The sequence below is a fragment of the Streptomyces sp. R28 genome, from assembly GCF_041052385.1.
Taxonomy (GTDB): Bacteria; Actinomycetota; Actinomycetes; order Streptomycetales; family Streptomycetaceae; genus Streptomyces.
In genome coordinates this window covers 8,944,441-8,959,088 of record NZ_CP163439.1, presented here as the reverse complement: position 1 = coordinate 8,959,088, position 14,648 = coordinate 8,944,441, and the positions used below count along the sequence as shown (strand labels likewise).

The 14,648-nt window shown below is 72.1% G+C and carries 13 protein-coding genes; 12 read left to right on the top strand and 1 reads right to left on the bottom strand.

The window, feature by feature from the left end; genetic code table 11:
* Nucleotides 1–10 precede the first annotated feature (10 nt).
* The 3 genes from AB5J49_RS39335 to AB5J49_RS39325 are packed head-to-tail and all read left to right on the top strand — an operon-like array spanning nt 11 to nt 3,907.
* Complete coding sequence (locus tag AB5J49_RS39335; protein ID WP_369173668.1) at nt 11–1,600, top strand: amino acid adenylation domain-containing protein; 1,590 nt, start codon at nt 11–13, stop codon at nt 1,598–1,600.
* Complete coding sequence (locus tag AB5J49_RS39330; protein WP_369173667.1) at nt 1,593–2,324, top strand: alpha/beta fold hydrolase; 732 nt, start codon at nt 1,593–1,595, stop codon at nt 2,322–2,324. The genes AB5J49_RS39335 and AB5J49_RS39330 overlap by 8 nt, the downstream gene beginning before the upstream one ends.
* Nucleotides 2,321–3,907 (top strand): condensation domain-containing protein, encoded by a 1,587-nt coding sequence (locus AB5J49_RS39325; protein ID WP_369173666.1) that lies wholly within the window; start codon nt 2,321–2,323, stop codon nt 3,905–3,907. The genes AB5J49_RS39330 and AB5J49_RS39325 overlap by 4 nt, the downstream gene beginning before the upstream one ends.
* On the opposite strand, the gene AB5J49_RS39320 is transcribed toward AB5J49_RS39325, so the two are convergent.
* Nucleotides 3,897–5,135 (bottom strand): ATP-grasp domain-containing protein, encoded by a 1,239-nt coding sequence (locus tag AB5J49_RS39320; protein ID WP_369173665.1) that lies wholly within the window; start codon nt 5,133–5,135, stop codon nt 3,897–3,899. The genes AB5J49_RS39325 and AB5J49_RS39320 overlap by 11 nt on opposite strands.
* Nucleotides 5,136–5,323: 188 nt before the next feature.
* Here AB5J49_RS39320 and AB5J49_RS39315 point away from each other — a divergent pair, with 188 nt between their 5' ends.
* From AB5J49_RS39315 to AB5J49_RS39275, 9 genes are read left to right on the top strand one after another with little or no spacing between them, the layout of a single operon-like run.
* A complete protein-coding gene (locus AB5J49_RS39315) occupies nt 5,324–6,118 on the top strand; it encodes a class I SAM-dependent methyltransferase (protein ID WP_369173664.1) in 795 nt (264 codons plus the stop codon).
* Nucleotides 6,115–7,398, top strand: coding sequence for a hypothetical protein (locus tag AB5J49_RS39310; RefSeq protein ID WP_369173663.1), 1,284 nt, complete (start codon nt 6,115–6,117; stop codon nt 7,396–7,398). The genes AB5J49_RS39315 and AB5J49_RS39310 overlap by 4 nt, the downstream gene beginning before the upstream one ends.
* 11 nt (nt 7,399–7,409) lie before the next feature.
* Nucleotides 7,410–8,207, top strand: coding sequence for a cupin domain-containing protein (locus AB5J49_RS39305; protein WP_369173662.1), 798 nt, complete (start codon nt 7,410–7,412; stop codon nt 8,205–8,207).
* 29 nt (nt 8,208–8,236) lie between these two features.
* Nucleotides 8,237–8,431: a 4-oxalocrotonate tautomerase family protein gene (locus AB5J49_RS39300; RefSeq protein WP_369173661.1), complete on the top strand. Its 195-nt coding sequence runs from the start codon at nt 8,237–8,239 to the stop codon at nt 8,429–8,431.
* On the top strand, nt 8,428–9,222 hold the full coding sequence (locus tag AB5J49_RS39295) for a cupin domain-containing protein (RefSeq protein ID WP_369173660.1): 795 nt from the start codon (nt 8,428–8,430) through the stop codon (nt 9,220–9,222). Before AB5J49_RS39300 ends, AB5J49_RS39295 begins: the two co-directional genes overlap by 4 nt.
* A gap of 6 nt (nt 9,223–9,228) precedes the next feature.
* Complete coding sequence (gene asnB / locus AB5J49_RS39290) at nt 9,229–11,064, top strand: asparagine synthase (glutamine-hydrolyzing) (RefSeq protein ID WP_369173659.1); 1,836 nt, start codon at nt 9,229–9,231, stop codon at nt 11,062–11,064.
* Nucleotides 11,061–12,146: a PrpF domain-containing protein gene (locus AB5J49_RS39285; protein WP_369173658.1), complete on the top strand. Its 1,086-nt coding sequence runs from the start codon at nt 11,061–11,063 to the stop codon at nt 12,144–12,146. The genes asnB and AB5J49_RS39285 overlap by 4 nt, the downstream gene beginning before the upstream one ends.
* On the top strand, nt 12,125–13,267 hold the full coding sequence (locus tag AB5J49_RS39280) for an acyl-CoA dehydrogenase family protein (RefSeq protein ID WP_369173657.1): 1,143 nt from the start codon (nt 12,125–12,127) through the stop codon (nt 13,265–13,267). Before AB5J49_RS39285 ends, AB5J49_RS39280 begins: the two co-directional genes overlap by 22 nt.
* Nucleotides 13,264–14,640, top strand: a complete 1,377-nt coding sequence (locus AB5J49_RS39275; RefSeq protein WP_369173656.1) for a dihydroorotase family protein — start codon at nt 13,264–13,266, stop codon at nt 14,638–14,640. Before AB5J49_RS39280 ends, AB5J49_RS39275 begins: the two co-directional genes overlap by 4 nt.
* Nucleotides 14,641–14,648 lie beyond the last annotated feature (8 nt).

Here is a 14,648-nt window from a genome sequence, read left to right as displayed (position 1 = left end):
AGAGGTGGAAATGAACGCCACATCGACGGTGTCGGATTCGGAAGCGGAGCCGCGCCGCACGCTCGTCGACGTCTTCGCCGACAGTGCGGCCGGACATCCGGACGGCACCGCAGTCTCGGACGAGAGCAGTCGGGTCACCTACCGCGAACTCGACGTGTGGAGTCTGCGCATCGCCCAGCGGCTGCGGGAGCACGGCGTGGCCCCGGGCGACCGGGTCGCGCTGCGGATGGAGGCCGGCTGCGACGCGATCGCGGCGATCCTGGGCATCCTGCGCTCGGGAGCCGCGTACGTCCCGCTCGACCCGCGCAATCCCGCCGAGCGCAACGAGTTCATCGTCGGCGACAGCGGGGCCCGCCACCTCGTCGGCGAGGCGGACCCCGCCTGGGGTGGCGCGCTCACGCGTACCACCACGGACGAGCTGGCCTCCCTGCGGCACGGTCCGACGCCCGAGCCGCCCGAGGCCCGCTCCTCGGCAACGGCCGGCCTGCCCGGCGCGGACCACTGCGCCTACGTCATCTACACGTCCGGCACCACCGGGGTACCGAAGGGGGTCCCGGTCCGCCACGGCAGCGTCACCGCCCTGCTCGACGCCACCCGCGGGCTGTTCGACGTCTCCCCCTCGGACCGGTGGCTGCTGTTCCATTCGCTGGCCTTCGACTTCTCCGTGTGGGAGGTGTGGGGCGCCCTGTCCACGGCCGGCGCCGTCGTCGTGCCGCCCCAATGGGTCACCCGCGCTCCCGAGCAGTTCGTGGAGCTGCTCGCCGAGGAACGGATCACGGTCGTCAACCAGACGCCCACCGCGTTCGGCATGCTCGTCCGCGGCCACGCCGCCACCGGCCGCGACCTTCCGGACCTGCGTTACGTGATCTTCGGCGGCGAGAAGCTCACCCCCGCCGCCCTGCGCGACTGGGTGGACGCCCACGGTCTCGACCGGCCTCGGCTGGTGAACATGTACGGCATCACCGAGACCACCGTCCACGCCACGTTCCACCGCGTCACCCGCGCCGACGTCGACGGCAGCGCGTCCGTCATCGGTACCGCCCTGCCCGGCTTCGCGGTCCGCGTCGCCGGACCGGACGGCGAGGAGGTGACCGAACCCGGCGTACCCGGCGAACTGCTGCTGGGCGGCCCGCAGGTGACGCAGGGGTACCTCAACCGACCGGAACTGAACGCGGAGCGCTTCGTGTCCTTCCCGCCCGGGCCCGGAGGGACGCGTTACTACCGGTCGGGCGATCTGGTCAGCCGTACCGCCGACGGCGACCTCGTCTACCACGGCCGCGCCGACCTGCAGGTCAAACTCCGCGGTCACCGCGTGGAGTTGGGCGACATCGAGAACGCGGTGCGCTCCCACCCCTCGGTCGTCGAGGCGGTGGCGCTGCCCCGGGTGTCGGCCGACGGGACGCAACGGCTGTGCTGCGCCCTCCTCACCAGGGAAGGAGAGCTGCCGGACCTGCGCGAGCTGCGTCGGCACACGGCGGCGAAGCTGCCCTCGTACATGCAGCCGGCCCGGTACCGGGTGGTCGACGAACTGCCCCGCACGGTCAACGGGAAGGTCGACCGAAACGCCCTGGCCGCCGCGTGGGAGGAGAACCATGGCTGAGCCGGACTTCGTCCCGCCCTCCCCGTACCTGCGCTCCTTCGGCCAGGTGGCCCTGCTCGACCACGACGTGGTGCCCGGCCGGCCCGGCGTCCCGGGGGCGGGCGCCCCCCTCCTGCTGCTGCACGGGCTGGAGGACGACAGGAACCGGCTGCGTTTCCTGAGCGACGCCCTGTGCTCCGAGGGCCAGATCGCGCTGCTCCCCACCCTCCGGGACCATCCGCCGAGTCCCGCTCCCCCCTGGGGTTACTCGCCCCTGGACTACGCGGCCGACGTGCACCGCATCACCGACGTGCTGCCGTCACCCGCCCACGTGATCGGATACTCGTACGGCGCCCTCGTCGGGCTCGTCCACGCGGCCGTCATGGGACCGGCCCGGGTCCGCAGCCTCGTCCTGCTGGACCAGTCCCTGGAGCGGCGTCCGCAGCGGATCGAGGGCGGGGAGTGGGCGGAGTCGAGCTTCCTGAAGTGGGAGTACGACTACACCCACTTGCTGGACATGCTGACGGCCGCCGGAATCCCGGTGCTGATGGTCGTACCGCGCGACAGCCATGTGATCCCGGAATCCGAGCGGGCGGCCCTGCGCGCCCGCCGCCATCCCCTCTTCTCCTACGTCCTGATGGACGGTGCGCACGCGGACGTGGTGCGCCCCGACGGACCGGTCGCCTCGGTGATCGAGGAGTTCTACGCGCAGTTCTGTCCGCTCCCCCTGGAGGAGGAACGATGACTCCCGCAGCAGAAGCCGGTCATGCGGCCGTCCACGACGCCGTGCTCGGCATCCACCGTGCCGTACTGGAGGACGAGTCGGTCCTCGCCGAGGACAACTTCTACGACATGGGTGGGGACAGCATCCTCGCCCTCCAGGTCCTGGGCCGCATCGAACGCGAACTGGGCGTGAAGGTACCCCCGCAGGCATTCTTCACCGCCCGGAGCATCGCCGACGTGGCCGAGCAGGTCAGCGCGGAGCGGACCGTCGCCACCCGCGCGGACACCGACCGGGACGGCGGCCACCGCGGGCGCGCCTCCATGGCCCAGGAGTGGGCGCTGCTGTCCGCGCTGCGCGATCCGCAGGCTCCCATCCTGCAGTTCCACGCCCTGTACCGGGTCACGGGTCCGCTGGACACCGACCGGCTCGGCGCGGCCCTGAGCCGCGTCGCACAGCGCCACGAGTCGCTGCGGACCGCTTTCCGCGCGGAGGCGGACCGCGCGGTTCCGGTGGTGGAGTCCGAGCCCCGGGTGAGCCTGGAGACCATGGACTACCGCGGGGTGCCGGACGCGGAACTCGACGAGTTCCTGCGCGGGTACGTACGACAGCCCTTCGACCGCACCCGGGCTCCGCTGTGGCGTGTGCTGGCCGTGCGGCGCGGCGCCGCGGACCACATGCTGGTCCTGGTCTTCGACCACATGATCGCGGACGGCTGGTCGCTGGACGTCTTCGTCCGCGATCTGTCCGCCGCCTACGGGAGCGGTGATCTGCCCGCCCCGGACGGCGGCTGCGGCGCCTACGCGGAGTGGGCCGCCGGGCAGTGGCGGCGCTGGGAGGAGGGCCGGGACGAGGAGCTGACCGCCTACTGGCGCAGCCAACTGCCCGAGGACGCGGCGGACTTCGGGCTGCGGCTGCCCGGCTACCAGGGCACCGGGGAGCTGACGAAGCCCTCCTCGCTGGTGCTGGAGCTGCCACCGGAGACCGCCCGGGCCCTGCGGGAGGCCTCCCACGCGCTGCGCACCACGCCGTACTGCGTCTCGATGGCCGTGGTGAAGGCGCTGGTCGCGCACGTCACCGGGCGATCGCGGGTCACGCTGCTGACGACCAACGCGAACCGGCTCGACGGCGAGTACCAGGACACGGTCGGCTGGTTCGCCAACGGCGTCTTCCCGACCACGGACGTGGATCTGTCCGGGTCCTTCCGGGACCTGGTCGGCGCCGTGCAGCACAGCATCCTGGGCGCCACGGCGCACGGCGACATGCCCGCCATGTTCGTCCGGCGGCGGATCTGGCCCGATCTGCCCGCCGGGTTCCGCAAGGACCCGGGGGTGTACTTCATGTACAACGACGTGTGGGGGGCCGGCCTCCGCCTGGGCGAGGACACCGAAGTCCGGCCCCACCACCTCGTCGAGGACGCGGACTCTCCCGGCCTGCACATGTGGCTGCTGCGGGAGGGCGAGTCGCTGCGCCTGCAGGTCCTGCACTACGAGTCGGAATACCCGGCGTCGTACGTCCGGGAGTTCGCCGGCCGCCTGGTGAAGGCGCTGGGCCTGCTCACCGGGCAGCCGGACCGGCCGATGCCCGAACTGCTGCTCACTCTGTGACGGGCTGCGCCACCTCGACCTTCCCGGCGAACCACGCGGCCAGGTCACGCATCCGCTCGGCCACCTCGCGGTCGTCCCCCCCATGGACGACCGCGAGACCGGCCCGCAGATGGGAGGCGGCGGTGACATCGGGCATCACGTCGCCGGGCTCGACCTCGACCTGGGCGCGCACCACGCCCGGCCGGGCCAGCACCTGGTCCAGGGTGGGCACCGCCAGGACCTCGCCGGCCGGCGCGGGCAGGTTCATGCCTCCGTAGGCGCCCTCGGCGGTGTGCTCGGCGGGCCCGGTCAGCCGGGAGGGGCGGCCAAGGGTCAGGCGGGCCCACTCGTCGCGCAGGTCGACTCCGAAGGACAGTTCCACGACGTCGTCGGTGCGGCCCCCGCCCACCCGGGCCGCGCACTCGCCGAAGACGATCCGGCCGGTCGTACGCTCCTGGAACACCTCCAGATGGAATGGCCCGTCGTGGTGACCGAGCCCCTTGAAGGAGGCTTCCGCCACGGAGCGGACATCCGAGTAAAGCTTTGGATATTCCGCCGGAGGCAGCGCCACATGGGCCACGATTCCACCCTCGTGCACATCGATGAGATTCTGCAGATACCGGCACACCGAGAGGACCCTTATTTCACCGTCCCGGACGAATCCGTCCACCTGGAATTCGACTCCGTCGATGTACTCCTCCATGAGCCACGGCCCGTCACCCCCGGCGGCGGCGAGCTCAAGGTACGCGCGCGCGCTTTTCTCGTCGGTGAGCACATAGGTGTGCCTGGCGCCGCCTCCGTCGAGGGGTTTGAGCACCGCGGGGAAGGTGATCGCGCCCGGATCCACCGCCGCCAGTGACGGCAGCACCTCGCTCGCCGCGGTCGCCACCCCGGCGTCCCGCACCAGCCGCTTCTGGACGTGCTTGTCACGCATGGCCAGGGCGCGCTGTGCCGCGCCCGGCGACCGGCCGGCCAGCTCCCGCAGTACCGCGGCCGGGACCAGGCAGAACTCCAGAACACTGCAGATCACGTCGTAGTCCGTGAGGGTGCGGCCGTCCCGCGCCAGGCCGGCGAGGACGCCCTCCACGTCCGACGGCCGCGGGACCACGACCGTGGCCGCGCCGGCCGCCTCGGCCGCCGGGGCGTCGGCCGGGGTCACCGCACAGGTGACGTCCGCGCCCGCGCGCAGAAGCGCCGAGACCGCCCTCGGCATCCAGCCGACGTGGAGAACGGCGGTGGCGTCATGCATGGATTACCCCCAGGAGGAATTAATTCCGGAAAACTGGTCGAGAACCTATCAAGCGGCCTCGGCAAAGATCCATGTGACGTGGTTCACTTTTTATTTCATTGGCCCGTTCGAAGAGTTGCGGGTAACTTCACTTTCGATGATCATTTCCGATTCTCGCGCAACCCGTACTTCAAAAAGAGGAGGAGCACGTGTCCCCTGAATTCAACCCGGATTTCGGTCGCACCGCCGAGGACTACACCCGCCACCGGGCCGGCTTCCCTCCGGAAGTCGTCGGGCGGCTGGAGGGCGCGGGGATCCGGGTCCAGGACCGTGACGTGCTCGACGTCGGCACCGGGACGGGCAGCCTCGGCCGGCTCTTCGCCCTGGCGGGAGCGCGCGTCACCGGGATCGATCCGGCCGCCCCCTTGCTGGAGCAGGCGCGAGAGCTGGACCGGGAGGCCGGCGTCACGACCAGGTACGAGGTGGCCACCGCCGAGGACACCGCGCTTGCCGACGCGTCGTTCGACGTGGTGTCGGCGGGCCAGTGCTGGCACTGGTTCGACGCCCCCAGGGCCGCCGCCGAGGCATGGCGGCTGCTCCGCCCCGGCGGACACGTCGTCATCGCGCACTTCGACTGGCTGCCGCTGCCCGGCAACGTCGTCGACGAGACCGAGCGGCTGATCACCGCGTACAACCCCGCCTGGACGATGGGAGGGGGCACCGGTCTGTATCCGCGCTGGTTGACCGACCTGGCGACGGCCGGTTTCGGTGGCATCGAGACGTTCTCCTTCGACCTCGACGTGCCGTACACCCCGCAGGCGTGGACCGGGCGCATCCGGGCCAGCGCCGGAGTGGGCGCCAGCCTCACGCCCGAGCGCGTGGAGGCGTTCTCGGCCGAATTGGAGGGCATCCTGGGCGACCGGTTCCCCGGCGATGTCCTGCGTATCCCCCATCGCACCTGGGCCGTGGTCGCGGCCAAGCCGACCGAGGACGTACGGCGTTGACGACGGCGACCCGGTCCGGCGTCCCGGCGTCCGGCGCCGCGCCGGCGGGCCCCACGCTCGGGGAGGTGATCGGCTCGTTCCGTCCGGCCGGCCTCCCCGACACGCGGACCCGTGAGCACCGTCAGCGCCTCGCCGATTTCGTACGGCACCACGAGTCGCGCGTCCACCGCGCCCCCTCGGCCGAGCGGGAGGAGGTGCGCGCCCTGCTCGGCTGGGACGACGCCTCCCTGCACCGCTTCGTCAACACGCCGATGCTGGTGCACAGTTCGACCCATGTGAGCATGAACGCCTTCGCTCCCATGGTCAGCTTCCCCTGGTTCTGTCTGCGACTGCTGACGCTCACCGCGGGCAGCGCCGACGGCGGCGAGGGCTCGCACCTGCGGACCCAGCTCACCCACAACAACCTCAGCGACAACCGCTGGAAGCCGCACGTCTGGTGGCGGCTGAACGCGCAGGGGGAGCTCGCCCGCACCCAACTGTTCAGCAAGCAGCCGAGGTTCAAGCACCAGGTGCTGCTGACCCAGCGCGTACCGGACCTGACCGCCGGCCCGGACCGACCGACGGGCGGAGAACTCACGCCCGGCGACGCGCGGGCGGTACGCCTGGCGGGGCATGCGACCAACTTCGCCTACTTCGCGATGATGTACCGGATGGCCCTCGAACGGGCGGTGGGCCTGCACCTCCCGCACGGGACCGTCGAGATACCCGTCGACTTCATGAACGCCTTCTCCCTCCGGGAGGGCGAGTTCCCGGGCTGGCGGCGCGTCCTGTACGGGCAGGGCTTCGCCCTCCGCGAGATCGGCCGCGACCACCTGCTCAGGGAGCTGTCCGCCGAGGAGGCCGAAGGGCTTGACGCCCCTGATCCGCTGCGGCCCGAGGCCACCTTGATCTGCCCGAACTACATCAACGTCGGGCACGCGCACCGCATGGGCCCGTCCGTCGCGATCGGCGCCGACCGGATGGCCTCGTACGAGCAGGAGATGACGGGCGTGCTGTCCCGCTTCTTCGCCGGCCTCGGCGAGATCCACAGGGCCCCGCAGTTCCTCGGCGTGGCGGGCATCGGGCTCGACCGGCTGCTGCCGCTGCCCGAGCCCCTCGGCCGGGCCCTCGCCGAGCAGGGCGGCAAACCCTCCCTCCCCCTGTACGCCGCGCTGTACGGCGACCGGCTCGTGCCGGCCCTCGACGCGGCCCTGCACCAACCCATGGGCGAACTGGCCTCGATCGTCACCCGACATGTGCGCCGGCCCAGGTCCGCCCCTTCCGGGCCGGTCCATCCCTGAGAGGAACCGAGATGACCCGACACTCCGAGCACGGTGTGATCATCCGACGCAAGGAACTGAGCTTCGACAAGGAGGACGGCTGCCTGGTCACCCGCCCCGTGGGCCCACACGTCGGGGCGGAGCACGTCTGCGTCGACATCGTGCGCATCCCCCGGGAAGCCACCTGGCGGCCCGGCGACTACACCACCCAGGAGGTCACCGCCATCGTCTTCGAGGGCGAGGGCCGGGCCGAGGTGGGTGGCGAGAGCGCCGAGGTGAGCCTCGGATCCACCGCCTACGCCCCCACCGGCCACCCCATGTCCTGGACCGCCACGAGCGAGGAGCTGACCGTCTACTTCTGGCGCGCTCCGCTCCCCGAGGGCGCCAAGCGGGGCTCGGCCCCCAAGCTCTTCAACACGGTGCACGACACGACGTCGTCCATCCACAAGTTCGCGGGCACGGGTGAGATCGCCCCCGTCAACGACGAACGCCGCGCGTACATGAACTTCCCGCACTGGCCCGGCAACGGCTGTGCCCATCTGTGCGTGAACACCGGCGTGGCCGCGCCGGGGCACACGTTCAACATCCATGGCCACCCCGGCGCGGAGGACGCCCTGTTCGCGCTGGTCGGCCGGGGCCAGTTCTTCCTCGGCGACCAGTGGTACGACATGGAGCCCGGTGACGGCGTGTACGCCCGTTCCGGCGCCCTGCACGGCACCCGCAACCCCGACGGTCCCGACGACACCGCGCGGTTCATCTCCGTCGGCGGCCCGGTGCCGTACGACCCGAACCTCTACATCGCCGCGGGGCTGTCCCCCGAAGTCGTCTGATCCGATCCGGCCCCCAGGGAGGTCCTGCCATGCCCGTCGTCACCGTCGACTGGTGGAGTGGAAGCAAGCACGAACAACGCCGGGAGCTCGTCGAGGAGCTCACCGCGTCGGTGTCCCGGATCGCCGGCTGCCCGACCGAGGCGGTCACCGTGATCGTCCGCGATGTCGAGCGCAGCCATTGGGGCAAGGGCGGCCGTCTCGCGTCCGACGGGGACGCCGAGTGAGCGCCGACCGGCCGAAGGGGGCCATAGTCCGGGCGGATGAACTGCCGTTCCGCTCCGAGGCCGGATGCCAGGTGGCCACCGCCGTCGGTCCCGGTCTCGGGGCGCGGATCGTCCGCCTCGACGTGGTGCGCGTTCCCCCCGGCGTCCGCTGGGATCCGCCGGACGCCGCGGGCGAGGAGAACGTCGTGGTCGTCTTCGACGGGTCGGGCACCGCCTCGTCCGGTCCGTCCCGGGCGGACGTGACCCGGGCGAGTGCGGTCTACTCCCCCACGGGGGACGCCTACTCGCTCACCGCGCACACCGACGCCACCCTCACGGCGTACGTCTGGCGCAGCCGGCTTCTCGACGGACGGCGGCACGGGGCAAACCCCCGCCGCTTCAGCTCCCTGTGGAACGAGGAGACTCAGCTGCGCGGTTTCGGCGGGACCGGCCATGCGGCGGCCTCCGACCGCACCGCCGCCATGAACTTCCTCTTCTGGCCGGGCACCGGCACGCCCCAACTGTGCCTGCACTGCGGGGTCATGAGCCCGGGTGAGTACTTCAACGTGCACATCCACCCGGAGAGCGAGGAGGCGTTCATCGTCATCGAGGGCCGGGGTCAGCTCTACCTCGACGACCGCTGGCACGACGCGGGCCCCGGCGACATCCTCTACGCCGCTCCGGGCGTCCCGCACGGTACCCGGCACAACGGCGAGGACCCCGCGGGCCCCCGGTTCGCCACCTGCGGCGGACCGACCCCTTTCGATCCGATGCTCTACGAGCGGGCCCGTGTGTCCCCGGAGGTGAGGTGAGCCGCCATGTGCAGAATCTTCGGTCACTTCGACGCGCAGGTGTCCCGGCACGAGTTCCGGACGGTGGCGGCGCTCCAACGGCACGGCGGCCCGGACGCCCAGACCTGTGCCGTGGGAGAGGGCTGGGCGCTGGGCGCCAACCGGCTGGCGATCACCGACCCTTCCGGAGGCACCCAGCCGTACCGGCTCGGTGAGCACATCACCGTCGTCTTCAACGGTGAGCTCTACAACCACGCCGAGTTGCGCAAGCGGCTCGAGGCGCTCGGCCACCACTTCGACGACAGCTGCGACGGATCGGTGCTTCCCGCGCTCTACGCCGAGTACGGACCGGACTTCACCCGGCACCTCGACGGCATGTACGCGATCGCGGTCGTGGACCTGCGCGCGGAGCCCACCCTGCTGCTGGCCACCGACGAGGTGGGCATGAAGCCGCTGTACCACCACTGGGACGAGCGGACCGGCGAGCTGTGCTTCTCCTCCGAACTGCCCGCGCTGCTGGCCTTTCCGCAGGTCCGTGCGCACCGGTGGGAACCGGGGCTCGACGACTACCTGTCCACCAAGACGCCCTTCGGCGACCGCACCATGTTCGAGGGCGTCCGCGTCCTGCCGCCGGCCACGACGCTCACCGTCACGCGGTCGCGGGGGCTGCGTCTGACGCGCCGTGCGCCGCGCCCGGCCGCCGACGCCCCGGTCACACCCGCGGCGGCCGCGCACCGGGTACGGGAGCTGCTGGACACGGAGGTTCGGCGGCTGGTCCGCGCGGACGTGCCCGTCTCCGTCATCACCAGTGGCGGCCTGGACTCCAGCCTGGTGACGGCGCTCGCCGCCCGTTCCGCTCCGGGACTGCACAGCTTCAACATCGCCTACCGGGGCGAATGGCCGCACGACGAACGGCACTTCGCCCGGGAGGTGGCCCGGCGCAGTGGTACCGAGCACCACCAGGTGGAGCTGGACCCGGCGGACTTCCCGGCCCTGCTCGGCGATGTCGTCTGGCACCTCGGGCAGCCCAACGCCGACCCGATCACGCTCTCGACGTACGCCCTGTTCACCGCCGTACGGGACGCCGGCTTCCGGGTCGCGCTCACCGGCGACGCCGCGGACGAGCTCTTCGGGGGCTACGACCGGATCCGTACGGCCCTCGACGTGCCGGCCGGGGGCGACTGGGTGACGGGATACGTCGAGGCTCTGGCCGCCGTACCGCGGGTGCTGCGGGAGCGTCTGTACTCGCCCGCCTACCTGGAGTTCGTCCGCTCACGGCGGTCCGCGGCCGCCCGTGTCGCCGAGGCCCTCGGCTCGGCCGGCGAGAACCGGCTGGCGGCTCTCACGGACTTCGAGACCGGGACGCGGCTGCCCGCGTACCACCTGCGCAGGGTGGACCATCTGAGCATGGCGGCGTCGGTCGAGGCGCGGCTGCCGTTCTGCCAGCCCTCGGTCGTGAGGTACGCGACCGGGCTGCCGGCCGGTTTCAAGGTCGGCGACGGCCGGGTCAAGCGGGTGCTGTACGGGGCGGCCGAAGGGCTGTTGCCCGCTTCGGTGCTGGCCCGGCCGAAGCAGCCGTTCACCCTGCCCGTCGGCGCGATGCTGGTCCCCGGCAGCGCCCTGCACGCCTTCGCCCGGGACCTGCTGGCCCCGGTGCGGCTGCGCCGCCACGGCATGCTGGACCCGGCCGCCGTGGACGGGCTCTTCGCCGAGCAGGCGGCCCGTCCTTCCGACCGGTCGGCGCTGGCCCTGTGGTCGCTGCTCGTGCACGAGCTGTGGCTGGAGCAGTTCGCTCCCGCGGGCGGCTCCGGTACGGCGGAAGGCGCGGCGACGGCCGCCGTCGGCGGGCGGCTGGCGGCGTGATCGGCCAGCTGGCCCAGGCACCGGGTGCTCCGTGCCCCACCCTGGTGCTCGACGCCGACGGACTCCCCCTGACCGAGCAGCTGATCCGTCCGCTGCTGGCCCGGGCGCGCCGTCACCTGGTGGATGCGGGGCACGAGGACGTCTTGAAGATCGCCCTGATCTCAAGATCGGCCCACCCGCTGTTCGACCTGGACTACCTGTTCGTGCAGTGCCTGCCCGAGTCGCCCGACGCCTTCGACTTCCGCGGCAGCTGCGGGCACTCGATCCTGTGCTCGGTGCTGGTGGCCGGCGCCCGGCGGCTCGTGGCACAGCCGGCGCCGGGAGACCGCGTACGGCTGAGGGTGCTCAACAACGGGGACCACGCCGTCTGCGAGGTGGACGAAGCACGCCGCGGCAGCTGCGACTTCACGCTGCACTTCGTGCAGCAGCCGGGTACGACACTGGACCGCACGCTGATGACGGGCCGTCCGCTCGACCGGGTGACCACCGCCCGTTCGGCATACGACGTCTCCCTGGTCTCCCTCGGAAACCCGTACGTCTTCGTCGACGCGCGGGACCTGGGACTGCACACGCAGGCCGCGCTGTTCGGGGCCGGCGACGATGTCTTCGAGGAGATCCAGGAGATCCGGCGCGCCGCCTCCGCCGTGTTGGGCACGGACCCGTCCAGTGTCTTTCCCAAGATCGCGCTCGTCGGCTCGTACGACCGTGCCCGGCTGTCCGCCCGCGCGATCTCGGTTCCCTCGTGGCATCCCACCCTCGCGCTGACCGGGATCACCTGTCTGGCCACCGCGACGACCGTGCGGGGCACCGTGCCGGCCCGGCTCCTGGGCGGAGCCGCCGAGGAAATAACACGCGTCGGGATCGAGACCGCCGGTGGTTCCACGGTGGCGGAGGTCAGGTCCGACCACCGGCAGCCCGGAAAGCCGCTCCTGCAGTGGGTGAGCGTCAGCGGCAAGCGGGCGGGGCTGCTGTCCGGGCCCCTTGCCATCGGGTCCGCCACAAACCTCGTCGCCCCGTTCGCCCCTTCCCCCGACCCTGCTCTCGACAAGGAGGCCTCACCATGGGCGCCATCGACGGTGTGAACGCCCCTGCCGTTCCCGACCGGGCCTCGCTCGGCCGCACGTACGCGGCCCTGTACGACGTGCTGCGCGCGCACGCGGCCGAGGCCGATCGCGCCGGGCGGCTCCCGGAGGCCGTCCTGGCCGCCCTGCGTTCCTCCGGGATCCTCGCCACGGCCGTACCGCGTGAGTTCGGCGGCGAAGGCGGCGGCGCGCTCCTCGTGAACCGGATCGTCGAGCAGGTCGCCGGAATCGATCCGTCCGTCGCCATCATTCTCTTCCAGCACTTCGCCGTCACGGCCCGCATCGTGGAATGGGGCTCCGCGCAGCAGCGCGCGCACTGTCTGCCGCGGCTCGCCGACGGCCGGTGGCTGGCCGCCTCGGCATGGAGCGAGACGGGCGCGTCGGCGGACAAGCGGAACATCGCCACCACCGCGGTCCGCGGGCAGGACGGCTGGGTGCTCGACGGCGCCAAGAGCTTCACGACGGGGGCGGGCCTCGCGCAGGTGTATCTCGTGCTCGCCCGCACCTCCGAGCCGGGCGACGCGGACACCGTGTACGGAAGCGACGGCCAGAGCTTCTTCCTGGTGGAGGCGGACGCCCCGGGCCTGGTCGCCGACACCGGCATGGATCTGGTGGGCATGCGCGCCTCCGCGACCGGGTTCGTCGAACTGCACCACTGCCTCGTACCCGCCGGCGCCTTGCTCGGCCCGCTCGGCGAGGCCGCGGCCATCATCGCCGGAGTCCGTGAGTCGGGAGCGACCCTGGGAGCGGTCGCCGTCGGTGTCGCCGACACGGTCCACCGGCTGGCCGCGGCCCATGTGCACAAGCGCGGTGGCGACGGCCTCGCGCTGCGGCGGGTGGCCGAGTTGGCCGGCCGGGTGGAAGCCGCCCGCGCCGCGGTGGAGAGCGCGGCCCGCCGGGACAGCGCCCGCCCCGGGCTGACGACCCTGCACAGCAAGGTGATCGCGTCGACCACGGCGGAGGAGGTCTGCCTGCTGGCCCAGCGACTGCTGGGCAGCGCGGGCTTCCTGCGCGACCACCCGGTGAACCGGCTGTTCCGGGACGTGCGCGCGGTCGGCCTGATGGGCCCCACCAACGACCTCTGTCTGCAGCTTCTCTCCCTGGAGGACTCCCCGTCATGACGGACAACCACGAACCCGGCAGGATGGACCTGGTGCTCCACGGGGGACGGCTCGTCACCCCGCAGGGCGTGCGTACGGGCACGGTGACCGTCCGGGACGGACGGATCGCCGACGTCCTCCCCGCGTCCGCCCCCCTGCCGCGCGCCACGCGCGTGGTCGACGCCGCCGGCCGTCATGTCCTGCCGGGCCTGATCGACTCCCATGTGCACTTCCGCACACCGGGCCTCACGCACAAGGAGGACTGGGAGCACGGGAGCCGGGCGGCCGCCGCGGGCGGCGTGACCACGGTGATCGACATGCCCAACACCCTGCCGCCGCTGCACGACATGGCGGGCGCCACCCGCAAGGCAGCGCTCATCGAGGGCCGGTCGCTGGTCGACTTCCGCTTCCACATGGGCGTCCGCGCCGAGACCGTGGACGCGCTGGCCGACCTGGATCCCCGAGTGGCCACCTCCGTCAAGGTGTTCATGGCCGGCCACCACACGGCGCCGGACGTGATCCACGACCACGGCGTCCTGAGCAAGATCTTCTCGGTGGCCGCCGACCACGGCATCCGCGTCGTGCTGCACGGCGAGGACGGCGGTGTCTTCTCCCTCCTCGACACCTATCTGCCGCCGCCGGAGTCCTACGCGGCGTACGAGCCCGCCCGCCCGCGCAGCGGCGGAATCGTCGCGGCGGCCCGCATAGCCGAACTGGTCCGCCGCTACGGCACCGCCGCGCACATCCTGCACGTGTCGTCGGCCGAGGAGTGCGACCTGCTGGCGGCCGCGCGCCACTCCGGTCTGCCCCTCACCTTCGAGGCCACCCCGCACCATCTGTCGTTCACCCGGTCGGACACCCGGCGCCTGGGCGCCCGCATCCGGCTGAGCCCCGCCATCCGCGAGCCGCACGACCAGGACCGCCTCTGGGACGCGCTGCTCCACCAGGACCTGGCGACGCTGGGCAGCGACCACGCACCCCACACGCCCGAAGAGAAGGCGCTTCCCCCCGCGGACGCCCCGCCCGGCCTGCCGGGGACCCAGGAGCTGCTGCCGGCGGTCTTCACGGGCATGCGCCGCCGCTGGCCGCAGCGTTCGGCCGACGATCTCCTTCCCCTGATCGCGCGGCTCTGCGCGCAGCGCCCCGCGGAGCTGTTCGGCATGCAGACGCGCAAGGGCCGCATCGAGGCCGGATACGACGCGGACCTCGTGGTCTTCGACAGCGAGGCCACCTGGTTCATGACGGCCGATCAGGTCCAGTCCAAGTGCGGCTGGTCGGCCTACGAGGGGTGGACCTTCTCCGGCCGCCCGGACCTCACGATCAGGCGGGGCGAGACCATCTGGGACCGGGTGGCAGGGGTGTTCGGTGAGCCGTCGGGCACGTGGCTGGCCTGACCGTGGTC

Coding starts and splice junctions, on each gene's coding strand:
- AB5J49_RS39325 (WP_369173666.1), top strand. CDS start 2,321: ATGACTCCCGCAGCAGAAGCCGGTCATGCGGCCGTCCACGACGCCGTG.
- asnB (WP_369173659.1), top strand. CDS start 9,229: ATGTGCAGAATCTTCGGTCACTTCGACGCGCAGGTGTCCCGGCACGAG.
- AB5J49_RS39300 (WP_369173661.1), top strand. CDS start 8,237: ATGCCCGTCGTCACCGTCGACTGGTGGAGTGGAAGCAAGCACGAACAA.
- AB5J49_RS39320 (WP_369173665.1), bottom strand. CDS start 5,135: ATGCATGACGCCACCGCCGTTCTCCACGTCGGCTGGATGCCGAGGGCG.
- AB5J49_RS39275 (WP_369173656.1), top strand. CDS start 13,264: ATGACGGACAACCACGAACCCGGCAGGATGGACCTGGTGCTCCACGGG.
- AB5J49_RS39280 (WP_369173657.1), top strand. CDS start 12,125: ATGGGCGCCATCGACGGTGTGAACGCCCCTGCCGTTCCCGACCGGGCC.
- AB5J49_RS39330 (WP_369173667.1), top strand. CDS start 1,593: ATGGCTGAGCCGGACTTCGTCCCGCCCTCCCCGTACCTGCGCTCCTTC.
- AB5J49_RS39335 (WP_369173668.1), top strand. CDS start 11: ATGAACGCCACATCGACGGTGTCGGATTCGGAAGCGGAGCCGCGCCGC.
- AB5J49_RS39305 (WP_369173662.1), top strand. CDS start 7,410: ATGACCCGACACTCCGAGCACGGTGTGATCATCCGACGCAAGGAACTG.